This is a genomic window from SAR324 cluster bacterium (assembly GCA_015232315.1).
Classification (GTDB): domain Bacteria; phylum SAR324; class SAR324; order SAR324; family NAC60-12; genus JADFZZ01.
In genome coordinates, this window is the sequence record JADFZZ010000001.1 from 293,720 (window position 1) to 319,863 (window position 26,144).

Annotated in this window: 16 protein-coding genes; 5 read left to right on the forward strand and 11 right to left on the reverse strand. The window is 46.0% G+C overall.

The window, feature by feature from the left end; translation table 11 throughout:
* Positions 1 to 4: 4 nt before the first annotated feature.
* From HQM11_01215 to HQM11_01230, 4 genes are all read right to left on the reverse strand, one after another.
* On the reverse strand, positions 5 to 1,585 hold the full coding sequence (locus tag HQM11_01215) for a hypothetical protein (GenBank protein MBF0349617.1): 1,581 nt from the start codon (positions 1,583 to 1,585) through the stop codon (positions 5 to 7).
* Between the two features lie 27 nt (positions 1,586 to 1,612).
* Complete coding sequence (locus tag HQM11_01220) at positions 1,613 to 2,812, reverse strand: type II secretion system F family protein (protein ID MBF0349618.1); 1,200 nt, start codon at positions 2,810 to 2,812, stop codon at positions 1,613 to 1,615.
* Positions 2,813 to 2,830: 18 nt separating this feature from the next.
* Positions 2,831 to 4,534 carry a Flp pilus assembly complex ATPase component TadA gene (gene tadA, locus HQM11_01225; protein MBF0349619.1) on the reverse strand — a complete coding sequence of 568 codons (1,704 nt, stop codon included), beginning with the start codon at positions 4,532 to 4,534 and terminating at the stop codon, positions 2,831 to 2,833.
* Positions 4,535 to 4,700: 166 nt separating this feature from the next.
* Positions 4,701 to 5,342, reverse strand: a complete 642-nt coding sequence (locus HQM11_01230) for a thiamine diphosphokinase (GenBank protein MBF0349620.1) — start codon at positions 5,340 to 5,342, stop codon at positions 4,701 to 4,703.
* Here HQM11_01230 and rsmI point away from each other — a divergent pair.
* The gene (rsmI, locus tag HQM11_01235; GenBank protein MBF0349621.1) at positions 5,341 to 6,072 is read left to right on the forward strand and encodes a 16S rRNA (cytidine(1402)-2'-O)-methyltransferase; all 732 of its coding nucleotides are present in this window, start codon (positions 5,341 to 5,343) and stop codon (positions 6,070 to 6,072) included. The genes HQM11_01230 and rsmI overlap by 2 nt on opposite strands.
* 28 nt (positions 6,073 to 6,100) lie before the next feature.
* Entirely contained in the window at positions 6,101 to 6,544 is a 444-nt protein-coding gene (locus tag HQM11_01240) for an acyl-CoA thioesterase (GenBank protein MBF0349622.1), read from the forward strand.
* 8 nt (positions 6,545 to 6,552) lie between these two features.
* Here HQM11_01240 and HQM11_01245 read toward each other — a convergent pair whose 3' ends face one another.
* From HQM11_01245 to HQM11_01260, 4 genes are read right to left on the reverse strand one after another with little or no spacing between them, the layout of a single operon-like run.
* Positions 6,553 to 7,020 (reverse strand): septum formation initiator family protein, encoded by a 468-nt coding sequence (locus HQM11_01245; protein ID MBF0349623.1) that lies wholly within the window; start codon positions 7,018 to 7,020, stop codon positions 6,553 to 6,555.
* The gene (locus tag HQM11_01250; protein ID MBF0349624.1) at positions 7,013 to 8,191 is read right to left on the reverse strand and encodes a phosphoribosylformylglycinamidine cyclo-ligase; all 1,179 of its coding nucleotides are present in this window, start codon (positions 8,189 to 8,191) and stop codon (positions 7,013 to 7,015) included. Before HQM11_01250 ends, HQM11_01245 begins: the two co-directional genes overlap by 8 nt.
* 48 nt (positions 8,192 to 8,239) lie before the next feature.
* On the reverse strand, positions 8,240 to 8,605 hold the full coding sequence (locus tag HQM11_01255; protein MBF0349625.1) for a polymer-forming cytoskeletal protein: 366 nt from the start codon (positions 8,603 to 8,605) through the stop codon (positions 8,240 to 8,242).
* Positions 8,606 to 8,615: 10 nt separating this feature from the next.
* A complete protein-coding gene (locus HQM11_01260; protein MBF0349626.1) occupies positions 8,616 to 9,986 on the reverse strand; it encodes a peptidoglycan DD-metalloendopeptidase family protein in 1,371 nt (456 codons plus the stop codon).
* Positions 9,987 to 10,196: 210 nt separating this feature from the next.
* Here HQM11_01260 and HQM11_01265 point away from each other — a divergent pair, with 210 nt between their 5' ends.
* Complete coding sequence (locus tag HQM11_01265) at positions 10,197 to 12,344, forward strand: hypothetical protein (GenBank protein MBF0349627.1); 2,148 nt, start codon at positions 10,197 to 10,199, stop codon at positions 12,342 to 12,344.
* A complete protein-coding gene (locus tag HQM11_01270) occupies positions 12,341 to 13,264 on the forward strand; it encodes a hypothetical protein (protein ID MBF0349628.1) in 924 nt (307 codons plus the stop codon). The genes HQM11_01265 and HQM11_01270 overlap by 4 nt, the downstream gene beginning before the upstream one ends.
* Here the strand turns inward: HQM11_01270 and HQM11_01275 are convergent.
* The 3 genes from HQM11_01275 to HQM11_01285 all read right to left on the reverse strand — a co-directional run bounded on the left by HQM11_01275 (position 13,258) and on the right by HQM11_01285 (position 21,741).
* A complete protein-coding gene (locus HQM11_01275) occupies positions 13,258 to 14,661 on the reverse strand; it encodes a voltage-gated chloride channel family protein (protein ID MBF0349629.1) in 1,404 nt (467 codons plus the stop codon). The two genes, HQM11_01270 and HQM11_01275, sit on opposite strands and share 7 nt — an antisense overlap.
* 258 nt (positions 14,662 to 14,919) lie before the next feature.
* Positions 14,920 to 16,200: a phosphopyruvate hydratase gene (eno, locus tag HQM11_01280; GenBank protein MBF0349630.1), complete on the reverse strand. Its 1,281-nt coding sequence runs from the start codon at positions 16,198 to 16,200 to the stop codon at positions 14,920 to 14,922.
* Positions 16,201 to 16,353: 153 nt separating this feature from the next.
* Positions 16,354 to 21,741: a hypothetical protein gene (locus tag HQM11_01285; protein MBF0349631.1), complete on the reverse strand. Its 5,388-nt coding sequence runs from the start codon at positions 21,739 to 21,741 to the stop codon at positions 16,354 to 16,356.
* 309 nt (positions 21,742 to 22,050) lie between these two features.
* On the opposite strand from HQM11_01285, the gene HQM11_01290 reads away from it, so the two are divergent.
* Complete coding sequence (locus HQM11_01290) at positions 22,051 to 25,989, forward strand: hypothetical protein (GenBank protein ID MBF0349632.1); 3,939 nt, start codon at positions 22,051 to 22,053, stop codon at positions 25,987 to 25,989.
* The last annotated feature ends 155 nt before the right edge of the window (positions 25,990 to 26,144 follow it).

Sequence of the window (26,144 nt, forward strand, 5' to 3'; positions counted from 1 at the left end):
ACACTTACGGCTGAGAAAGAGGAACGAGTTCGAAGGTAACATCAAAGCGCAATGTGACCTTTTTTTCTTCATTCTGTTTGATGACAGTATTTCCTGTGGATGAAGCATTGTCTTCTGAAATTTTTAACGGCCGGGCTTCCAGTTTGGAAAACAGCGGAGACGCCTGTAAGGCACTGTAAAATCGATCAAAGTGACGTTTGGCACGATCTGCGTTGGTATCTTCCACGATGCCTGTCATATTTCCAATCCATCCATTGGGGGTGATTTCGGTGTTGATTTCTTTCAGGATCATCTGTTTGGGAATCACCTGACTGATCTTTTTGTAGGGATAATGCGATAATTGATATGGTTTATAGATTTCTCGTTCTGTCAACACTTTGACCCGGTGATAAAAACTCCGGATGCTGTCATCCTGTTGCAGTTTTGCCAGAACAGCCTGTTCGTTGGAAAGGATGCCTTGCTGTTCCATCACTTTGACATTCAATTCAGCATATTCTGAATTCCAATGAAAAAATAAAATACCCATGCAAAGGATCAAACCCAGAAACAGTCCGCCCAGAATAAATCTCAATTTGTGGAAAATCGTTGGTGGATTCAGTAAGTTGAGTTTATCCTTGTAGGGATTTCCCAAGGCCAGGCTCAGGGCACCACTGAATAAGCCGAGGTGATCCTTGAACGCTTCATTTCCCTGGAAATTCCCAATATCCAGATCTGCGATGGAATCATAGCCATTGACTTCCAGAGGTTTCCCATCCACTACATGCTCGCCAACAGCGTTGGCTGGAACCGGCATGCCGCAAAGGATCACCCTTTTGATATGATAATCCCGGAAGTTTTGCTGAAAATACTGTATGGATCGTGAAAGTTCTGTTGAAAAGCGATGCAGGTTTTGCCCTGTGAATTCCTCAATATCAGCGTTCTCTGCCTGATTGTCCGATTTCCCGAGAAAAAATTCCCGTGAGAAAACAAACCAGTTATTTTGCATGAACGAAATAGTATTCAAGCCTTTGCCGACATAAACATAAACATCAATTTTATTTTCCAGTTCACTTTTATCAGAAGTATCACAGCAAAAACCGGACATTGTCATGTTCATCGGTGCAATCAATACTGGTTTGAGACCAGCTTTTCTTAAAAACGCGTCAAATTGATCAACTTCAGGGCGTTCCATGGAAATGAGCAAATGTTCCCAACGTGGATTCCCTTTTTTGTCTTGGACCGTCTGGACCATTTTGTTGTCAAAATAAAGACTGGCGACCGGTTTGTTATGCAATTTTTCAATATTTCTATTGAAGATGGCCTTTAACTCATTGCTGCTGAGATCTGGCAGAACAATCCGTTGATAATGAGCCTGGTCTGTCAGCAGGGAGGCATAGGTGATATCTGTCTTGAATTGACGAATCTTGAGCAATTTTCTTAATTCAGCGGCCGATCGTGCATCATTCTGGGTTTGAGTGTAAATAGCCGAATTGAATACCTTGATCCGGTTGTTTTCCATGCCGACTTCGATGATATAATAACGCTGATCGGCCTTGCTGATGCATAAGACACGTTTCGAATACAAAAAAGAGGATTTATCGCTCATGAGTTAACTACCCTATAGGTCAAAAAATTATACGACAGCTTCAATCATACCAAACATTGGAAGCATGATCGCCATGGCAACGACAATCAACACGCCTGCCATGATAAGCATCATAATCGGTTTGAATGCCGCTAGAGCATTATCAATCGCTTCCGGAATTTCTTTATCGTAATATTCTGAAATTTTAGACAGGGAACTCTCCATCATGCCTGTCACTTCTCCCAGATTGATCATTCTCAGCACCAAGCTTGGGAACGTGTTTGTCTGCTTGAACGCCTCACTCATGGGCTGGCCGTTGATGATGGCTTGTCTCGCCTCCAGAATGGACGTCTCCAGACTTTTGTTCAGTACCACTTCGGAAACTATTTCCAGTGTTTTAGCCAGATCGACTCCGCTCATAAATAACAATTTCCAGAAATGAGCAAATCGGGACATGGCAATTTTCTGGTTCAAGGGACCCATGATCGGTAACTTGAGTTTCATTCGATCAATCGCCAACTTACCCTGGGACGTTGATCCAATATATTTATAAGCACTGATCATGCCTACAATCAATCCGAGTAGCAAATACCAGTAATTGCTCATGAAATCACCAAGCCAAAGCAAAAACCGGGTTGGTCCGGGAAGTTGTTTTCCTCCCATAGCGAATAAATCACTGAAATTGGGAATCACGACTGTCAAAACCAGCACGATCAGACCTGTCAGCATGGTCAACATGCCAAGAGGATATCTGACAGCGGCTTTGACCTGTTTTTTAAGGTCCCGATCCCATTCCAGCAAAGAAACAAGATCCTTGAAAATCACATCCAGTTGCCCACTCTGCTCGCCTGTATTCACGATGGCACGGTATATTTCATTGAAATAATTGGGATACAGACCGAGAGCCTCTGACAGCGAATTTCCAGATTCAACGTTGATTTTAATATCCTGAACAACTCTTTTAAAATGGTTTTGTTCCATTTCTTCGAGCATATCATCCAGCACATCAATCAACGGAAGTCCTGACGGAAGGCCAGTAGCCATCTGAACAGTAAACAGCAGCGTATCATTGGCACCGCTGAAAAACCCTTCAAGAAAGTTGGTTCCACGGGATTGTTCCTTGTAATCAATCAGCAGCAATCCACGTTGTGCCAGCAATTTTTCAAGCTGATCCGCATTTCCCGCGACCAATGATCCTGTGATAGCGGTTCCCGCTTCAGTTTTCGCATTATAATTATATGCAGGCATACCTGATCCTTATTATTTTTATGAATATTTGGACATATCCAGTTTTGGTGCCCAGAAACCACTTCGTTCCAGTTCCGCCAAAGAAATCATGCCCTCGGCAACCTTGCGGAGTCCATCAATTTTCAGGGGAATCATTCCATTTTCGACTGCGGCTTTTTCAATACGGCTACTATCCCCCCCCGCGACAACGAGTTCTCTGATAGTGTCATTCACGATGAGAAGTTCAACCAGAGCAAGTCGTCCGGCAGTTCCCTGCCCCTTGCATTCAGCGCAACCGGCACCTTTGTAAAACACCACTTCTCCGGGGAGTTTCCCCAACTCTTCAAGAACCTGGATATGTTTCTCTGACAAATAATCCTCTGTTCGACAATGCGGACAAATTTTTCTGACCAGACGCTGGGCAACGACCGCCAGAATCGCGGAGGAAACCAGAAAGGGTTCTGCGCCCATATCCGCCAGTCGCGGAAATGCTCCAGACGCCTCATTGGTGTGGAGTGTGCTCAACACCAGATGTCCTGTCAATGCGGCCTGAATGGCGATGCCAGCGGTTTCCCCATCTCTCATCTCTCCAACCATGAGAATATCAGGATCCTGGCGCAACAGGGCACGTAGTCCGGAGGCAAAGGAGAGTCCTGCCTTTTCGTTAACCTGAGCCTGACAGATCAGTGGCAGTGTGTATTCCACCGGATCTTCCAGTGTCATGATATTTTTGTCCAGAGAGTTGACATAGGACAAAGATGAATACAACGTCGTACTTTTTCCTGAACCAGTTGGACCTGTGATCAGGATAACGCCATAGGGTTTTTTGAGAATTTGTAGAAATTGTACCAGCACATCCGGCATAAACCCTAATTTCTGCATACCAACTTGTAAACCGCTGCTATCCAGAACCCGCATGACCAGTTTTTCACCGTCAACAATAGGGTAGCTTGAAAAACGGAGAGAAATATGACGGGAGCCATACATGAATGAAAGTTGACCGTCCTGAGGCGCTCTGGTGATGGAAATATCCAGGTTGGCCATGATTTTCAGACGGGTAGTGATCGCGGACTGAAGCACCTTCGGCATGACAGGGCCAGGCAATAACGCACCGTCAATACGGTAACGTGACCGGATAATGGTCGCCGTTGGTTCAATATGAATATCTGTTGCCTTGTTTTTTACGGCATAGACCAGCAGGTAATCCACCAGGACTTTGATGCCACCTTCATCAGAGGCCGCACCTTTTTGGGCACCAATATTTGATTCCGCGGCGGCGATCAATTCTTCCAGCGTTACGTCATCCTGTGCCGCTTCATGAAAATAACAGCGGTCCAGTGCTGTTAAAATATCTGTTTCTGTGGCTTGTACCACATCGATGTAGCGTCCGGACATTTTCTGGAGTTCATCAATGGTCTCAATGTCAAAGGCATTGGCCATGGCGACCAGAAACATGTCCTGTCCCATGCTGATTGGAACAACCAGCCTGTCCCGGGCAAATCTTTCAGGAATCATGCTTGCGGCATCTGCAGGAAATTCCGCGTTTTTAATATCAATAAAAGTTCGTCCGGACTGACTGGCCAGCACTTCAGACAAATCTTTTTCCCGAACAAATCCATGCTGAATGAGAATTTCACCCAGCAGTTTTCCGGTTCTTTTCTGTTCGCGAAGTGTAATCCCCAGTTGTTCCTCTGAGATAAATCCCCGATCAACCAGCATTTCCCCTAATGATTTCCCCTTCATAAACCTTCCTGATAGCACAAATAAAAAATGTAATGATAAGGTTTGTTTATTCCTTAACTAAACAAATTCAGAATGACAACAAAAATTTTTTATGATTGATTTTAATTTTCAGCAGGCCTGTTTGAGTGACCACATGTTTTATAAAACAGAGTCCTCGGGTGTCCCCTTAAAACAGGTTGGATTGATGTGCATAAATCAGAAACAGACAACCCTGTTTCAATGAAATATGAACATCAGATTCAAGGACTTCATTGGACAATCCTGTTGGTTCTTTACCTGGAACAAGATCCGTTCCCTGAAGTTCATATTTCAAGCCGTGAGTTTCAATACCAAATCCCCCGCCAAACAATGGCAACAGGGAAAGCACCGTTCCCGACTCCAGAGATCTGTTCCATTGAGTCCGGATACACTCAATGCGTTCCGTTGCTGTCCAGAGGATAATCCGGGCCTCATCGGAGTATTTATACAGCACCTCCAAATTTGCCAGAAAGTGATCCATTCGCTTGCCATCCGCACCCAGTAAATGTATTTCTGTCACTTGATGCTGCAAACAATATCGGATAGCTTTATCGGCGTCGTTTGTATTTTGCTCGTCGACTTTGATCAGAGGGATCGCTGATACGGTATCTGTCGATGCTTTCAGCGAATCGCCATCACCAATGATAACATCGGGGACACGGTTTTGTTGAAGCAACTGATTCGCACCGCCATCTGCCGCTATTTTGAGATCTGCCCACTCCCATAATCTCGTAAGAATCGCGGGATCCGGGGATTTTCCATTGCATACAATCAACGCTGTTTTTTTCATGAATTCATCCAATTCTTCAAATTCAGGCAAATTATATCTGGTTTCAACACATGTCGGACATCCGGATGATATTTCCAAACGAGCCATTGATGTCTTGACTCAGGTGGATCTTGTGGTGTGTGAGGAACGTAAAAATGGCTCACAACTCCTCAAACATCTGGGAATCCAGAAAGAGTTATTTTCTCTGAATGAACATAATGAAGCCGAGGAGTCACAGGGGCTCATTCACCAATTGCGCCAGGGACGAACGATGGCGTTGATTTCTGATGCGGGAACACCTGTATTTGCTGATCCGGGAACCATACTGGTTCAGCAGGCCATTCAGCAGGGTATCATGATTGTTCCGATTCCCGGCGCATCCTCCTTGATGGCGGCGTTGGTCTGTAGTGGTTTTTCGCTGAAAAGCTTCTATTATGCGGGTTTTCTGCCAAGAAATTCTCAGGATAGGCGGCATGCGATTGAAAACCTGACAAATTATCATTCCGTTCTTGTTATTTATGATACACCTTACAGGCTGGGTGCTCTGTTGAAAGATCTGTCACACTATTTTGGGAATCAGAACGGCGTGATCTGTTGTCAACTCACATATCCTGATGAAAAAATCTATCGGGGAACGGTTCGCAAATTATCAGAACAAATTACCAAAAATCCTGTTAAGTGTGAATTTGTCATCATCATTGACAATATCCGACACTCCGGGCCCAAAAACCGGAAATTCCCCAAGTCATAATCCTGTTCACCCATTCTGAAGGAGTCTCATGGAATCGTTGCTCAACAATTTTCCCGTGGTTATTGAAATCCCTGTCGCATGGGGTGAAATGGATGCGTTTCAACATGTCAATAACACTGTCTATTTTCGGTATTTTGAAGATGTCCGGATTGCCTATTTTGATAAGCTCAAGTTTATGGAGTCCATGCAAAAGACAGGTGTAGGTCCGATTCTTTCGCATATTCAGTGCAGGTTTCGTGCTCCTGTCACATTTCCTGATACATTGTCAGTTGGCACCAAAATCACACAAATTGAAGAAGACCGATTTATCATGAGCTATCGGATTGTCAGCCATAAACTCCAAAAATTGGTAGCAGATGGCGACAGCATTATTGTTGTCTATGATTATCAGCAACAAAAAAAGGCAGCGATTCCAGAAGAGATTCTCAAGAAAATTCTGCTTTTGGAAGATGGAAAAGAAGTGGAAAGTTGAGTTCCGGGTCAGGGTTTTTCAGTAGGAAGATGAAAACTGTCGCTAGAGGATAAGTAATAAACGTGCTCATTTTTTCTTAAGAGTCCCAGTTCTTCTTTGGCCAGTTTTTCAAGATAATTGACATTGCTATGCAACGATTCAACTTCTTTGACCAGTGAGTTTTCTCGTTCCTGGAGTCTCAGAATTTCATTTTCCAGTTCTACTGTTCTGTGTTTTATATCTGTTGTCGCAAGCAGTCCATAATCACCAACGACAGATATTCCAATCATGGTCATCCCGAACAATACCAGAATAGAGACCACAAACCATGTCCTCCATTCGGCCTCTTCTTTGAGGATGCTCAGATTGGATGGGATATTCTCCCCTGGAAAAAACTGTTTTGAAAAAATAACACGATCCCGTGCTCCCGGAGATTTCCGGTAATGTGCGGGTTTTTGTTGTTTTTCCAAAAATTTTCCTGATTTCAGATCACGCATGTTCCCGGTAATGAAAAGTGCCGTATTCTGATTGGATCCTCAGTTCATTGTATCCTGGCGCGGCTGTTTCACAATAGCCGATTTGCTGTGCTTTCAGGTCAAACTGCTGTGCGATGTCACAGACAATAGGCAGTAGCGATTTCGGGCCAATGATTTCCATACGATGTCCCATGTTAAACACCTGGTACATTTCTTTCCAGGGGGTTTCTGAAACACGTTGAATGGTTTGAAAGAGAGGGGGTACCGGAAACAGGTTATTTTTCACATATAAAATATTTTTCCCAAACTTCAGACATTTGGTTTGACCGCCTCCGGAACAGTGAATGATTCCATTGATTTGAGAACGGTGACTGTCCAACAGTTGTTTGATCACAGGCGCATAGGTCCGTGTGGGAGAGAGTAAGGCCTGGCCGATATTCAACGGTGTCTGTTCCAGAGGATCAGACACATGAAATGGTCCGCTGTAGGCCAAGTGTTCAGGAATCTCCGGGGAAAAACTTTCAGGATATAAGCGAACGTAATCTTTGTGGAGCATGTCATGACGTGCCGAGGTCAGGCCATTACTCCCAATGCCACTATTATATTGAGATTCATAGGTCGTTTGACCATCACTGGCGAGTCCGATGATGATATCACCGGGAGCCATTCGGTCATTTGCGACAATGAGGTTTCTTGGTACTCTGGCGGTCACGGTAGAATCAACAATCAGTGTTCTCACCACATCTCCTACATCAGCGGTTTCGCCACCTGTTGTGATGATCCGGATGCCAAAGTCCTGGAATTGTTGAATCAGTTCCTCATTGGCATTGATGATGGTCTGAATGACTTCTCCCGGAATATATTTGCTGTTACGTCCGATTGTGCTGGAAAACAGGATATTATCCACAATACCAGCACATAACAGATCATCCATGTTCATCACCAGTGCGTCTTGCGCAATGCCTTTGAATACGGAAAGATCTCCGGTTTCCCTGTAATACAGATAGGCCAATGATGATTTTGTACCTGAGCCATCCGCATGCATGACATTGCAGTATTCAGGATCATGTCCTAGAAAATCCTCAACAATTTTGCAAAAAGCAGACGGATACAATCCTTTCGAAACATTCCGAATGGCGGCATGAACCTCTTCTTTTTGGGAAGATACCCCGCGTTGCTGATAACGTGACATGAAAATTGAATGCTCCAAAAAATAGGGAGGAAAAAGGGGGTGCCGAGATCAGATATTTGAGGAAGACATCTGGCACTTGCCTTCGAGCACAGCACCCTGATGCACCATCATCCCGCCTGGAGGGACCAGAATGGTGCCCTGGATGTGTCCGTTTTTCAGAATTTCCAATTGCCGGTCAACTTTCATACTGCCTTCAATATGTCCGCCGACAATCACATTGTTTCCATGAATGTTTCCTTTAACATTTCCACTCTGTCCAATCAACAGTTCTCCTTCGCTAACGACAGTTCCATCAATATTCCCATTGATGTAAACCACTCCGTCACAATACACTTCTCCTTCAATAAACAGGCTTTCGCTCAGGTGACTGGGACCTCTGACGACTGGCAATGACGAATTTTTTGATTTGGGCACAGAACCTTTATTATTTGAAGGAAACAACAGATTGCTTCCTGTATAAGGGATAAGGAGTTCCAAACTGGCTGATCACACTCATCGGGTTGATATGGCGGCCATTGACAATGATTTCATAATGCAGGTGAGGACCCGTACTTCGTCCGGTACTGCCTGCAAGCGCAATCACATCGCCTCGCTTAACTCGTTGTCCGGGATGAACCAGAATTTTTGAAAGATGGCCAAAACGTGTGACATAGCGAACTTCACGACCCCCATGAGGATATATCCCATAGCCATGTTTGATTTCAACAAGCAGTCCATATCCAGACTGATCTCCAGTGCGAGTAACAACACCATCAGCAGGAGCGTTAATCTGACCACCTGTTTTTACTACAAAATCGGTTCCACCGTGAAACGCTGTTTCTTTGGTGAAGGGATCCGTGCGAGAGCCATAATCATCCGAGATCAATCGACTCTTCACGGGTAAAATGGTTGGTGTGTTTCGCCATGCCGCATAATTGTTTTCGATAGACAAGCTCAGTTTTTCAAAATCAGAAACAGCCTCATCATAATATTGAGCAGAATCTTCTATGGTTTGACGCAACAATCGGGATTGAATCAGGGAATCTCTGGAGTTCAAACTGAAAGTTTCTTCCATGGTTGGTCCACCACGTCCCCAATTGCCGGATTTTTTGGGCAGATTTGATTTGGTTGCATCGGCGGCTGTACGAAACGTCACCCCCGTCACACTACGGATTTTTTGGGAAATCTGGTCAATTGTTTCTTCCTTGGATTTTACAAATTGTAAATGTTCTTCAAAATCACGTTCTGATTGTGCGACTTTCATCTGAAGTTGCTGGATTTGTGTTTCCTGTTCTTCATACGTCAGTTTTCTTGAATAAAATTCACGTAATTCCTTGTCAAACTGTTGAAGATTCTGCTGTACACGTTCAATCCAGAGCACAGCTTGCTGGGGATGGTTGGGGTCATAGGAATTAGGAAGGCATTTGGTTCCAAGGGTTTGGCAGATATATTCCTGCATTTCCAGCAGTTTCACAGTGTTGGAATTGACGAGTGCCAGATGTTTTTTAAGGGAAGCTTCGCTATTATAAGCAGACTGTTTGAGCTCTTCAATGTAATCTTCAAGAAATACAATGCGGTCTTCTTTTTCAGAAAATTCACTTATTTTCTGTTGAAGAGTTGCTTTGTCCTGTTCTTGCTGGGAAATCAGTTCCTGCTGTTTCTGGATCGTATGATATTGATGGTAATACAAATAACCAATCCCCGTTATTCCTGACAGGAGGAACAGCGTGAAAACATAGAACGTGGCTGAATTTAGAGAATAGTGAAAAACTCCAGCGTTCGGATTTTTTATAAAGAGAATTGAGAAATCTTTCATATCTTTCCGTGTTCACGTTATCAAAAACAGTTCTGAAGAAGTCATTAACAGACAAAAGGGTTGATTTGCAACTCATTTTTAAGATTTTCAATTTTTTAACGAGCCTTTTGTGGTGATCCAGCATTTTCCTTGAAACTATTGGATGGTTCGTCTACTGGAATAACCATACACCTGTTCTCTTTTTCTTATCTCATTGAGGTGGCATAAGCAATGACTACACCACAAACAGCAAAAACCTTTGAAAATTTATTACTCAAGGTTGTTGAAGCTCAGATGAATAAAGCCTCAGAAGAAAATTCTGAAACCTCTTATCTGGCTCCTGATGCTCGAAAAAATCTGTTATCTCAACTCAAATTTGTTCTGGACCACGAAGGTGCGCAAACCCCCCTGTTTGACCAGGTCAGTCTCGAATCCATGGTTCACGTGTTCCGCCAGGCGGATGGTTATCAAAAACGGCTTTATGAAACTGTGCATCCGTGCCATGTGCTGTTTAAAAATCCTGCTGATTGGTTCGCTCAAAGTTATCGTTTTTTATATGATGAAGTATCCTTCCTCGAACTGATCCGGTATTTTGGAGGCGGAAAAAACGCTACTGAAAAAGAAATTATTTTTCGCTCACTGGTCGCAAAACTCATTAAAACTCAGGAAACAATCCGTACCATTGAACAGAATACGGATTTTTTAGGAAAATATCTTAAAAACTATCCCAAGTTTGGAAAGCATTATCCTGAATATCTTCAAGAAAGCAAACAAAGCCCCAAACTCCTTTCAGCCGAAGACAGCCTGAAGCATGGAATTCATGTTCTGATTCGGGACATAAGCATCAGTTGTCTGAAACTGTTGACAGAACTTAAAATTCCTCTTCCTGAAAACGCAAAAAACGCATTTGACAAGAAAATGTATTATGATGCGCTGGTTCTCACTATCCGTACAGCAAAAGACAAAGACATGTTTGAAAAAGTAACACAGGAACAATATCCCGCTCTCGTCAAGGCGCTAGGTGTTGTGATCGAAAAATCATTGTTGCATCCTGAAAGCTATTTATTTCAGCATGTCAAGCGTCAGTATATGACTGATTGGCTGGTGCACCATCTGAGAGAGTTGGATCAAACATCCAAAGACGTATTTTATCAGGCGGGAAAAGCCAGTATCTACGAACGCTTTTATGCATTAATGTTGCCAGATGACTTTGTCAAACAGTTGAGTGACCGTGCCAACTTGAAGAACAATGACATTATCGAACTTGAAGAATCAGCCCTGGAAGGTTTGTTTGAACCTGAATTTTATGATCTTTTACTCAAAGTGTACACGCGTTATAAGGATGATAGCAAACTTGGAAAAGGCTTTCCTATGTCGGCCCAGGCTTTATCATCCGCTGGTGATATTTCATGGGAAAAACAGACAATGGTGGCCCAGGTTGCCAAAAAAGTGGAAGCAGGAAATCTGACACCGGGACAAGCGAGTGGGTTTGCTTCGATGCTGGCATCCCTGAAAAAAATCACAGTGTCATTCACCAGCATTGCAAAAAAGAAAACTGAGGCAAAGCAGTCGGCTAAAGCGACTCCAGTCGAGGAACCTGTAAGCGCTACGCCACCCGTCAATCCGGAAAACGCCCCACCTCCTGTGATTTTTAAGGTCAGCCACTCTGGAACTTTGCTGGAGGCTTGTTTCCCCTTACCTAAAAAAGATGTCCCCAATCCTGTCAAGGGGCAGAAGCAGGATATTTCTTATAAAGATTCTGACACAGACGCCGCCATGGCTCCGGGGGATCAGGAATATTTTGTGGACCTGTTCAATCTGACAAAAGAAAGTAATACTCCTGTCAATAAGTATTATATAAAATTTTCCAATGCGTTGCTGGCAATTTTAAGATCCTACAACAAGGCCACCAGACATGTGCAGAAAAAAATGTCGGTTGCAGGGAATGTCACGTCATACAATGAAGATGTCCTGTATCTTAAAATCACAGATGAAATTATTTTGGCGCTTGGGGTTGCGAATATGGGACAAAGCAAAAATCTGGGTAAAGTTCCCAATGGCCAGACTGTTTACCTGCGCTTGTTTGTAAACGGGGATTGGACACAGGCACTATTCAGAACAAATGCCGCTAATTTCATGAAAGAATTCATGATCGGGGATGCGGCAAAGCGATTTCGGGAAGTGCAGATTGAGCATTTTCAAAACAAGCCTGAATTTGAGGCTCTGCTCACCCATGCATTGATCAAAGTGATAGAAAGTTTACCACAATCAGATTTTGATTTTCTCAATGATGAATCCCTTGTCGGATTTGTCGGATTGATTCAGCGTAAAGCCCAACTGCTCAAAGACAAGGGCGTTTCTTTTGATAAATTGATATGAACCAGCTTTCTCCGGATGAACCCATTCGCTGGTTTCATCGACTGGAATACGCCTTTCTTCTATTTTTAAGAAAACTCGCGCTCACCATAAATCCACAGAAACGGAATTTTTTTCAATGGTGTCTGTATGCACTGGCCTACCATGTTATCCGCATTTGCCGCAGTATTGTGAAAACAAACCTTGATCTGGCATTCCCCAACTTGTCTGATGAAAAAAAAGCTCAAATTGGACGTGACAGTTACCGCTGGTTTTCACGACTTTCCTTTGATGCGTTGCGCTTGGATCTGTTTGCGGGGAAAACTCAGCAATTGGCACAACTCGAGAATCTGGCCGTTCTGGATGAGGCTCTGGCGGAAAACAAAGGCGTGTTGTTGGTGAGCGGACATTTTGGTAATTGGGAAGTGGTCGCGCCGGTACTTGCGGAAAAACAATATTCAACCTGGATGTATGTCGGACAGCAGTCTAATCCGCTCGTGGATGAACACCACAATCAGGTTCGTCAAAAATTAAACATTCAAACCATTGGCAAGGGAAAAGCCGCGGCGTTGCAGATTGGGCGTGTTCTGAATCATAAAAATATTTTGTGCATGCTGGTGGATCAGAATGATCGTAAATCGTCACTGTTTGTTGATTTTTTCGGAAGAAAAGCCTCCATGAGCAAGGGTGTCGCGTCTTTTTATTTGATGAAACGTTCCCCGATAGTGCTGGTCACCTGTCCTTACGTGGGAGACAAGGTATTGATTAAATTTGAGAGAATTTACTGTGACTTGACAGGCAACCGGGAACGGGACACGCAGTTGATCGCACAGGCAGTGACGGACAGGTTGGAAGATGTGATTCGTGAATATCCGGATCAGTATTTCTGGATGCACCGGCGTTGGCGCACCCGACCTCAGGATGATCCTGTTTCCCTCTATTGATCTGTTTCAGAACTTTGGCCGGTCATTTTTTTTTGGTCTGGCCGAAAGATTGGTTGTCCTTCATATTTTTTTCTATTGTCTCTCCCGTGTTTAAGCGTTTCCCCGTCATGATGATCTTTGTGAAATTTTGAAACAGCCACGCGCTGTGAATGATAAATGCCGGTATGACCACTGAAATAATAGGCCGTGAAACAGGCAACCGCATAGTAAATGACATTTTCAGCGCCAAAAAGTTCGATGCCCATCATGGTGCAAGCCAGCGGCGTATTGGTGGCTCCCGCGAAAACAGCGATAAACCCCAGTCCCGCGAACAGATCAACAGGAACGCCTGTCAAGGTTGCGATCGCATTGCCCAATGTTGCGCCGATAAAAAATAAAGGCGTGACTTCTCCCCCTTTAAAGCCTGTGCCCAGAGTGATTGCCGTCAGCAACAACTTCCAGAACCAACTGAAATAGTCAGCGCCACCCTTGGAAAAAGCAGATACAATACTGATTCCGTCAGGGGATGAGGAATGGACTCCGAGTCCAAGATAATCAAACGTGTCTAACAAATAGCTGATGCCGATCACCAAAACAGCGCCGACAACCGGAATGAGCCATTTTTTGGGGATGAACTGATGGCTTTTGGCTTTTATCCCATGCGAGAGTTCCGCAAACAAAAAACTGGCCAGACCAAAAAAAATCCCTGCGACAAGGACTTTCAGCAACAGCAACACATCAAAAGAAACAAATGGAAGTGCACCCGGGTTTTTTCCTGAAAACGCGATGGAATAATGGGTATGTCCCACTTGACAGGCCGTACAGACAATATCCGCAATGATGCTGGCCATTAAGCAAGGTGCAAGTGCGTCATATTTGATTCTGCCAATGGCCAGCACTTCCAGCGCAAAAATCGCTCCTGTCACAGGAGTTCCAAAGACGGCGCCAAAACCTGCCGCCATTCCGCACATCAATAGAATTCTTTGATTTTCATGTCTTAATTTGAACTTGGTGGCCACAAACGCCGCCACACTTCCACCCATTTGCACAGCGGTTCCCTCTCTTCCCGCGGAGCCGCCGAATAAATGGGTAATCACCGTGGTGATCAGCACCAGCGGGGCCATCCGAAACGGAATACCGCCACCGGGCTTGTGTATTTCATCCATGATGAGGTTATTGCCGGCTTCAGCGTTTTTACCAAAAAAACTGTATAGCCAGGAAATGAAAATTCCAGCAAGAGGCAGAAGAAAGATAAGCCACATGTTTTCCCAACGAGTGTGGGTGGCCCATTCCAGCATTTTTAAAAACAGCGCGACAAATAATCCGACAGCAATCGCTACGGGTAAAACAAGCAGTGTCCAGCGAATCAGATGTGATGCGATACGAAATTGTTCGAATGAATATTTTGATTTAGGCATTCTGGAATGTTCTTGAAGGATTGGAGCATCTTTCATTGGCTCAAGATTTCTCGCGCTGGTTGAGATGACACTTCTGTTGAATTAAGGAATGGCAAAAAAATAAGTTGTAAAAGTGCGCTCGTGCCCTACGTTCCGTGGGGCACGTTATTCCTCAGGCTCTGCTCTGCTTCGCATCCACCGGAGGTGGGTCATGGAACGGTTACGAACGGGACGTTCGTAACCAGAAAGTTTTCCATTTCTTCAGGGTTTCTCGCTGAATCAGACCAGTCTCATGCCAAACTGGGAGGCACTGCCCAATTCATCTTCAATTTCCAGCAGACGGTTGTATTTGGCGGTACGCTCACCACGTGAGGTAGAGCCTGTTTTAATTTGCCCACCACCCATGGCAACCGCAAAATCTGCGATAAACGTATCTTCTGTTTCACCGCTTCGGTGTGAAATGATATAGCTCCAACCAACTTCCCGGCACATCTGGATGGTGGCGATGGTTTCTGAAACAGAGCCAATCTGGTTGACTTTGATCAACACGGAATTGGCGGCTTTTTTCTGAATACCTTTTTTGACAAAGTCAGTGTTGGTCACAAACAGGTCATCACCGACGATCTGCACTTTTTCTCCAATAGCGGCCGTCAAACCAGTGAAGCCATCCCAGTCATGCTCACTCAAGGGATCTTCAATGGAGATGATTGGGTATTTGGAACACCAGTTTTGATAAAGTTCCATCATTTCTTTGGTGCTCTTTTTGCCCTGACCGGATTTTTTCAAATTATAGCCACCATCGCTTTTCTCATAAAATTCACTGGAGGCGGCATCCAGGGCGATGGCAATGTCTTTGCCGGGTTTGTAGCCAGCTTTTTTGATGGCTTCAATGATCAGTTCGCAGGCTTCCTCATTGCTTTTGAGACTTGGAGCGAATCCGCCTTCGTCACCAACTCCGGTGGAATATCCGTTCTTTTTCAGAATGGCCTTCAAATTATGGAATGTTTCCGCGCCATAGCGTAGCGCTTCACGGAAATTAGGCGCGCCAACCGGCATAACCATGTATTCCTGAAGGTCCACGCTACTGTCGGCATGTGATCCTCCATTCAGAATATTCATCATAGGCACAGGCAGACGACTGGCTCCGGCACCGCCAAGATAGGCATACAATGGCAGATTGACTGCTTTTGCGCCAGCACAGGCAACGGCCATGGACACCCCCAGAATCGCGTTTGCGCCCAGGTTTTTCTTGAACGGGGTTCCATCCATATCAAGCATGACTTTGTCAATCTCGCCTTGATGTGTGACATCCATACCGGTCAATTTGGGACCAATGGTTTTGTTGATATTTTCCACGGCTTTCAAAACACCTTTGCCCAAATATCTTTTTTTGTCGCCATCCCGTAATTCCAGTGCCTCATTTTCTCCTGTGGAGGCTCCTGAGGGGACCGATGCGGATGCGGAAACACCATCATCCAGAGTCACCTTGACCCTGACAGTCGGGTTGCCACGGGAATCCATAATTTCAATGGCTGATACTGTTTGAATTTTTCTGCTCATGTTGCTCCTCCAATTTTTATGTGAACTAAAAATTAACATGCCTGTTGCTGATTTAACAGCCTCTGCTTCATTCAAAAGTGAGGCTCGATGTATACATTTAGCAAACCCACCCCTCCAATGGAAAGTGGAAAATGCGAAAATAAATAAATCAACTCACATTTTCCCATATTCATAACGGGTGTGGACCTCGGTCTGGCTGATGCTGGCAGGAGCCACATATTGAACAGGGGGTTCGCCTTTTTGTGGAAAAATTCCGCAGGTTTCATAATCCTTGCTGCCATTTATTTCAGGAGGATAAGGCAGACCGCCACCAAACGTTTCGAGCAGACCGCGGATCACACTGCGGTTGTTGATGATGTTCCAGACACTGCTGATGCCTTCATTGACTTTAATGATGCCTGAAAAACGTTTGCCGTCATGGATCAGCCGATCCACTTCAAGCGAACCTGTCAGTGCGTTGCCTACGATTTCAGGATAGTAGGTGCCGGCTCCGCAGAAGGCTTCACGGTGCTCATAGTGGTGAACGTAATCTCCATAAAACAGATCGCCGGTGATTGCGATGTTTTCCATAGCACTGAATTCTTCATCCTTTCCCGGTTTGGGCTCGTTGGGATACTGATCGGTCAACACCTGGTGATCTTTGACACCCAGACCGCAAACCAGCGCGGGAATTGCCGTCCTCCAGCCGAAATTACGGATTACATTTTTCAGGCTTTCGCCGGTTTCCACATTCAGAATTTTTCCGAGTCGTTCAGGCCCTACTCCGGTGTAATATCGGCATTGGCCATTACGTTCCCGGCCATCGCCAATCCCTGTGCCAAAATGAATCAGGCTGGCCATGGCCCGAGCCTCCAGATTGTTGGCAATGTAGGCCAACGAACGGTAAATCGCATGGATGCTGGTGGTGTTGATCAACTTGGCTGTCACTTCGCCGGGAAGCAGATTCACAAGCTGGGTCAAGGCGTGAATATCCCGTTGGGCATTCATGATGCGGAGGGTTTTTTCAGTATTTCGCACATCGCCCACAATGATGGAAACCGGCCGGGCGTTATCCAGTCCCAGCAGAAATGTTCCCAGACGGGGAGTCGGGTTGTTGCCGTCACGAACCTGACCATCGCAGGGATGAAAATATTTTTCCGGAGGTATGGCGGTGGTGATGGTGGTGTCAAATTCCTGCTTGATTCCGCAGTATGTGACGCCGTTGACCAGTAAATTGATTCGATTCTGTTCATTCAATGGACGTGGCGTCACACCATCAGACTGGTACCCCAGCAGATTGATGGTATCCGCGATGATCGACATATCGCCCACCGTCTTGGTGTAACTGCCTTTTTGAACCGAAGACCCCACCTGATTGAGTAATACCACCAGATTGTCTACATGATCGACTCCATTCAACACCACCACCATGAGATCAATGTTATACAACCGATGAATGAGATCGACCAGATACTGCAACCGTTCCACTTTTCGCACCAAAATCGACACATTGGAAATTTTACTGGAATCCAGTTTGTTGATCAGGGCGATGACACGATCCACGGACGACGCATTGGCGGAAAGCGTGTTGATGAACACGATCAGGCGACCGAAGGGATCCTGTTGTCCGGTATCATTCAGATTCAGATAAGGATTTTCAGGATTGCTCGGAAACACGCCTTTCATCAGATTCACCAACCGTTGAGTGCCGCTGAGTTTTTCCGCGTTCTGATCCAGACCATTGATCAGTGCCGCCACGGTGACAGCACCGGAATCGGTGTTATGCAATTCATTGATCAGCCGGACCATGTGATTCTGGATGGTCAGTTCTGGTGCTTCATCAATTTTGTTCAGAATATCCAGCAGTTTTTCCATGCCGGTCGGTTGTGTTTCACGTGATAAATGGTTGAGCAGTACCACAATATCCGACGCACCGGACGCGCCATTGATGAGATCTGAAAACACCCTGATTTTGCGGACATCACGAATCAGCAGGACCAACCCCGGAAACTGTTTGAAATCCAGATCATTGATCAGTGTCACCACGTTGTCAGAGCCTTTGCCTGAAATTTCTCTGAGCAGGGTCGTCAATCGGCCGAAATGGTCCTCACGGGAAGTATCATCCGGTGCGTTGTATGGAGTTTCTGTGCTTTGCTGTCCAAGACCTTCGAGCAAAAGCATCAATCGGTTGACACCATTCTGTTCAGGATTTTTGCTGTAGCGCAGACCATTGATAATTCGAGCGACATTTTCAGGACCACGGGACGTGTTATTGGCGGAAAGATCATTCACCAGCCGGACAATATGGTTGCGAATCGTGAGTGCTTTGTGAGCGTTTACCTGCGCTAATATATCTTTGAGTTTTTCACAACCGGAGGGCTGACTTTTCTCGTCGAGATGATTGATCAGGGAACTGACTCGACTCGCATCTTCAATGCCGTCAATGAATTCTGTCAGTGCTTTCGAATTGCCCAGACTGTTGACCAGATAGCTCAGACATGCCAATTTATCGGAATGGATGTTGTTGAGCAGACCATGGACGTTTTGAGATCCCCGCTGAGACAATCCTCCCAGTAAATCCGTGAGTTTCGCAAATTCCTGACTGTTTCGACCTGCTTTCTGTTCATGGCTCATTTCAGCCAACAGTTTGACCACCTGATTTTCTCCATCCGGCCGGATGCCATTGATGACCGATGCCACATTGCGGGCACCGTTTTCACCACGGGACAACTGATTGATAAAACGCACCAGTGCCCCTTTGATGGTCAAACCCGGATCATGAGCCACAGTTTCCAGCGTGATCCGAAGTTTGTCACAACCGGAGGGATTTCCCTGAAGATCCAGATGATTGATGAGTTCCGCCACTGTCGCGGCATCATCCAATCCGTTGATCAGGTCGGTGAGGTAACCGATTTGTTCCATATTGGCGATCAGTCCTGACAAACATCCCAGTTGTGGCGCTTTGATCACATTCAGCAGAGTGACCACATTCCGGGAACCGGCAGAGTCAATGGTATTGATGAGCGTCAGCAAGCGGCCAAAACGATCGGATTTTGCAGTCTCGTTCGGTTTTCGGTAGGGATGATCCATATCGTTTTCATGCAGAATTGACATGAGTTTGGCCATTCTCAGCACGGCACTCTGGTCCAACGTATTCCCCTGATGGCTCAAACCATTGAGAATCCGGGCAACGTTTTCCGCACCGGAAGAGTCTCTGGAAAGTTCATTGATCAACCGGACCAGATGGGTTTCCACCGACAAGTCCGGATCATGATCCAGCGCGGCAATCAGGGTCAGTACATTCCTGGTGCCGGGGGCGGGCGTTTTTGAGTCCAGATGATTGAGCAGTGTGACCATTTGTTGAGGCGAATTCAAACGGTTGATCAGACCTGTCAGCAGGGAAATTTTGGGAACATCCCGCACCAGCATGACCAAGGCCGGAATCTGCTCTGATTTTACATCGTTGATCAGGGAACTGATATTGGCCGTGCCATGATCTGACACGGCATTGATTAGGGTGGTCAATCGGCCGAAATGGTCGGTGGTTCCAGTATCTTCCGGATGATTGTAGGGGTGTGTCAAATCCTGACGGGACACCCCGGCGAGAATCTGGGTCAGGTTGGCAATACTGCCGGAACGGGTATGCAGATCATTGAGCAGATTGGCCACATTTCTTGCGCCCTGACTGCCTGACGAAAGATCGTTCACCAGCCGAACCAAATGTCCGATTGTCAAATCCGGATGCTGATCGATCTGATGGATCACCTGTGTGAGTGTATCCACCGCATTGGGTTTGCCACCCAGATCAAGCGCGTTGAGCAGAGTCACCACGTGTTCCGGTTCACGGATACCATTGACCAGATCGGCGACATTCCGGATCTGATACACACTGCCGATCAACTGGATGAGCGCGGAGATCTGGGCCGGATCGGTCTGATTGAGCAACACCACCGTGTTGCGGGTGCCTGAACCTGAAATGGCGTTGATAAATGCGGTCAACCGGCCAAACGCATCGGATTGATGGGTATCGAGGGCGTTTTTATAGGGATGTTCCGGATCTTGTGTGGACAAGCCTTTGAGCAGAGACACCAGTTGATACAAGCCGCCGGTATGGTTTTCTTTAAATTCCAGCCCATTGATGATTTGAGCTACATTGGCCGCACTGGTTCCATGAGACAGATCGTCGATCAGACGGATCAGATGGCTTTGAACAGACAGAATTTCCTCTCTGGAAATCTGATTGATGAGTTCCGCCATTTTCAGTGCGCCCGTCGGCGAATTCCGATGGTCCAGATGCTTCAGAATGACCAGCATTTGCTGAACATTGCGTACCTGATTGATCAGGATGACCAGATTTTGTGGATCCTCCACTTCATTGATCAGGGTGATCAGCGATGCTAATCCATCCTTTGAGTTTTGAGCATTGGTTTGAATTTTTTCCAGAATCATCGACAGGTTTTCAATGTTTTCCACATAACCAATGATTCCCGCCAGTTTATCCATGTCCTTCACTTCATTCAACAAACGCATGAGATTCGCCTGCTTCTGCGGAGTGTCAAACGTTTGATTCAGCAACACAGACAACCGCCCGGGACCCTTCAGACGATTGATCAGCATGGCAAGTCGAACAGTGGCTGTTTGATCGTTGTTGTCTTTGATTTCCTGTAACACTGTGACCACTGATTTCGTTTGCTCAATATAGTTCAGGACTTCCACAATGGCCTGGGTATTTTCCACATGATTCAGCAGGTAAACAATACGATCCAGATAATCTTTTTCTTCTGCCGACAGTTTTCCGGGATCCGCTTTGCCAAGGTTGACATCCAGCATGTCGGTGATTCGACTGAATTCTGTCACATTATCCACGATTGAAGCAATGGTTTGAAAGGTCTGAATCCGGGCCAGCACATATCCCAGTTTGATCAGATACCGCTGTTCTTCTGGTGAAATTTCAGCAATGCCGGGAGTTTTTTTATAATTGACCAGATTGACCGCTCGGCGAGGATCATGAATGTCATCAATCAGATGGGCGATGATGGCAATATGGTTGAAATCATTCAGCGTACAGGCACTGTACCACTGTTTTTCCGGAATCTGGAACCGGGGTTTTCCCTGTGGGGTTTCCAGTTGGTTGCATCCGGATTCCTTGATGGCATACAACAGTGATAAGATTCGGTCGCCGCCGGATTCGAGCGAAAAATCAATCAGCACATTCATGTCCATATCCCTGAGCAGATAGGCCAGGTCCAAGGACTCAAGTCCGGGATGCTCGCGATTTTCAGGGCTGTTCATCAGCACATTCAATTCCTGTGGCAACTGCATGGTGAACTGGGCAATCAAGGAACGGTCTGAATCGGATAGTTTTTCACCCTTGTAAAAATAATAGTTGACGAGGATCAATCCGAAAACAGATACGGCCGCGGCTATTGCCAGAAAAACCCTGAATTGCAGCAGATGTTTGAACGACTGCTGCTGTTTCTTCAGACTGAAAGTGATCAATATCAGTCCTGTGACTAGGGCGATCAGGGTTAAAATGATTTCAATAATGATTTTTATCTTCATGGTTGCCCCCATTGACTTCGAGAATGATCAATCAAAATCCTGTTAAGATCGGTACACTTGTGCTGATAAGTGTTTTACACAAAAACGATTATCGTCAAATTCGATGTCGTAAAATGTCCCGATGACATAATCCTTCAGGAAGATCAAGGTCTCTTCATTGAAAGACAATTTACACAACATCCCGGACTGTTAGCGACATGACCGCTTCCTATTTTTAAATTATTGGTACAACTGTACTAACAGTTATTTAATTGCTGTCAAAACTCTCATTAAACAAAACAGGTTTCAACTACAGACCAAGGAGGCAATATGCGGAAATGGGGGATCACCACCATCTGGTTCATCGTCATGATCATCAGTCTTGTTGGCTGCCAAAAACGGCCGGAACGTACCTTCAAGGTTTCAACCAGTTATTATGACCACAAGGAACAGGAAAGTCATCAGACTGATACTGATATGGACGCGTTGCTCCAGGGGATCGGTCAGTACAAGTTTGACGCGCTGGTAGCCGGATTGGGGGAAGCCAATCTGCAACGAATGGTGTATGAAGCGGGACACAGCAATATTATTGATTTGATCAATCAGATTGGTGATCCGCAGAAACTGGTATCATTGATGTCCGGTGACAATGCGTTGAGCGTTACTGAAGTGCTGACACTGCTGAACGCTACCGATGAAATGATCCGCGTGGAAAATCCGCCATCTCAGGATACCATCGGCAAAATCGCAAATGTCATCAATAATGTGCATGACATGAACTCCCTCAAAGACATTGTGCATGGAATGTTGCCGTATCAGGACCTGACCGGAATTGAACGTCTGAGTCTGGTGATCGCACTGGTTGATGAACAAGTGAACACCATGCCGAACCTGTTGAATGACGTCGCAGGCACCTCCGCAGGAAAAGCCAAACTGCTTAGAATTTTGAATGAAGTGGAAGAACTGAAAAAACTCACCACTTTCATCAACAACCTGCTTGCACTGAGCAATGCCACCAACCTGATCAATTCAGTAGACTCAGCCGGAATGGAGGCTTTGATCACTACGGTTCGATTGACCGCAAATTCAGAGATGATCGCCACCCTGGTTAATTTGCTGGATGTGCAGGGTGTGGTCAGCAATGACGAGGATTTTGAAGGAACCGCCAGCCAGACCTGGGCTGTCTCATCAACTGGTGGGCACATGTGGGTTATCGACAATCAGCAGGCCAGCGGCGGACAGAACAGCGCAGGCACACCGGAAGGCATGGCACACAATGAAGTGCTGAGTGCCGAGATGTTCAGTCACATCATTACCGCTGGCACTATGAATTTTCATTACAAAGTCAGCACGGAGTCTGGTCATGACTATCTGAAATTTTATATTGATGATGTGCTTCAGGGAAAAATTTCCGGCGAAACAGGCTGGAGTCAATCACCAGACTATTATGTGGAAGCAGGTGTTCATCGTTTTCGCTGGGAATATGAAAAAGACGCCTCTGGAAGCGCAGGACAGGACCGAATATGGCTGGACAACATTGTTCTGCCCGGAGACAAGGGAACACTGCGTACTCCCTACGAAAAAGTCGCGATTTTGCTGAATCAGCTTAAACCACAGATTCCTGACGCGATACCCCGGATTATTAATGGTCTTACACCAGCCGGAATGGTCACACTCACCCGTTTGCTCAATGGCATTGAATATCCTCAGGACATTCAGGCGGAACCCCGTTTGGTCAGCATTGTCAATGGCATTCAGGCCATTCCCACCATCATTGAACTGCTGAACGGCATCAATGACAATGGTGCGGTTCAACTGCTGAGTCTGGCGAACTACATTGACAACACCACCGGGATTGTTGACTTGATCAATGGACTGGCGGCTCAGGGAAGCGGGCGCAAGGCCTATGATCTGATCAACGCCGTGAATTCAACCGGTGTGTTTCAATTTGTCCGTGTGCTGGATGTGGTGGAACCCGCCGACATTGTGACCATCGCTGATGGCATTTTTCAAACGTCTCATCTGGCAGAAATTCTGAACAACCTCTATCTCAATGGACAGAAAATCTCTCAGGAAAATCAAACCAGCGGTTATACCGGTGGACACAAAGTGACGGATGCCATTATGGGGATTAAAGCTGACGCAAATCTTTCCATTGGTTACCATCTGGTCCGACTCATCAACGATATCGCGGTCAGCGGAACTCATGGAGCAAAAAACGTGGCGGATATTATCAACGGGATGGAACCTCCCACCACCGCATCACCGGAATATGGCATCACCAAGATGGTCAAGATACTGTCCGGGATGTCAGCACACGATGAAACGTATCTTTATAAAAATCCGACGGATTCGGGGTATTCAGACAAGTTTGGCCGATTGACCACCTTGATCAACAGCATCTCTGAATCTGGAGCCAGTAGCGTTGTCAAAATCATTAATGGAATGGAGGTTGCTCATTTGACGGCATTGACCCAGCTTGTGTCCGATATCAGCCAGATCCGCCAGATTTCGGAACTGATCAATCAGGTCGATGACGCGGAAAATATCGCCGTGATTTTCAATAATCTGGATCAACAGATCGATCCAAACGGTGTCACAAAACTGAAAGATGTGATCCATCTGGTCGATGGTAACACGCAACTGGAGATCCAGCATCTGGCCCGCTTGATCAATGACCTGGCCGCACAAGGTGGAAACAATGGAGCGAGCAATGTGGCTCGCATCATCAATGGATTGACACCTGTCAGTGTCTCTACACAGGAAACCGGCATTATCCGGGTTGTGTTGATCATGCAACACTTATACGCCCAGGATTCAGGGAACATTTATACCAGTCCGGATCAAACTGGCACCAGCGATCAGTTTGGCCGCCTGACAACATTAATAAACGCTATCTCCGCGAATGGAACCGATAATGTGGTGATTCTGCTGAATAATCTTTCCAACCAGAAAATTCAGGATCTGGGCTATTTGCTGACGCACACAGGCCGCATTCGCTATGTTTCTGATCTGGTGAACCGCATGATCAATGTCCAGTTGCTGACCGTGATTCTGAATGGAGTGAACAGCATTGGTTCGTTGACCCAGATTGTGAATGATATTGGCGGCTCCACCATTTCTGGAAGTGTGGTCAACGCCAAAGCAGTGGGTGATATGACCATTCTGGCGGATACCATCAATCTGCTGGGATATCAGGCCGATCGGGTCACACCTCGATCCCCCACAGAACAGCAACGGATCAACACCTTGATCAACGGCATCAATTCCTGCGGCGTCGGGCCGGCCAATAGCAGTCAGTCTGAAACGCTGTATGATCTGGATTCACCCTGGAGTCATTTGCGGGCGGAAGGACAGTCCTATTGCCGTGAATACGCCAATTATGGTTCTGTCAAACGGCTCAGTTCCCTGTTGCTGGGACTCAACTCGGCAGTGCCGTTGTCTCCGCTGGTGGGTGATGTGACTGACACCATGAAAACCGTCAAAGTAGTCAATGGTATTAGGGATATTCAGCAGTTGATCAATCTGGTGAATTATCTGCCGGGACAGGTGCTGAGCACATTTTTGAACACCATCGACTCCAGTGACGCGGTGGTTTACGGATCTGTTGTATTTCTGCTCAACCGTCTGAACGCCCAGGAACTTGCGGCCTTGCTTCATTATGGCACAGGACTTCCCGGAGACAGTTCATGCAGTTATTTCACGGGTGTCGGACCACAACGTTTAGGCACTCTATTATCCGCTGAAACAGGGCCACGACTGAATAATCTGCTGAACAAATTCGGGGTACGCCATGCGATTGCCGCCGTGGATTGTGGTTTGGCAACCCCCAATGCCGGAACGCCCCAGGATTTTGACAACCGTCACAGTGGCGGCGGACGCAATATCAGCCTGGGTCGGACTGAAGAATTGCGGATTGACAGCGCACCCAGATATCCGGGAGGAACAGGCGCAGGCTATATCCATACGTATCGTGCCAGTGAAAGTGCCTGCAAAAATTTTTATTCTGAAAAAGCGGCACTTACAGGTTGGTTGTTCCTGTGTCCCAACAAGAGTCAGGAAATCGACAAGATCATCTGGGAAAGCTATAGTTTCTGTCTGGTGGTAAAGGCTGGTCCCGGTTTGGCCGCAGTGTGGGATATTGTCAACGGAGAAGGTTTTGTGGGAACCCTTGTGGATAAATATGGTGCCGCCAGCATTCCATCTCCGACAAATAAAAATCCTTCCAGTTGCCAGGTGAATCCCGCGTTTGACAACCCTGTGCATTGATCGCCCTTGAAAACATCAGCCTGAGGACACAATTGTCCGAGGGCTGAGGTGGTCATGATTCGGCAAACACTGAATCTATTCAATGGAAAATTCAACCGAACTCCTCCATTTTTCTCTTGTGGAATCAATGGGAATTCTCTATTCCTGACCAAATT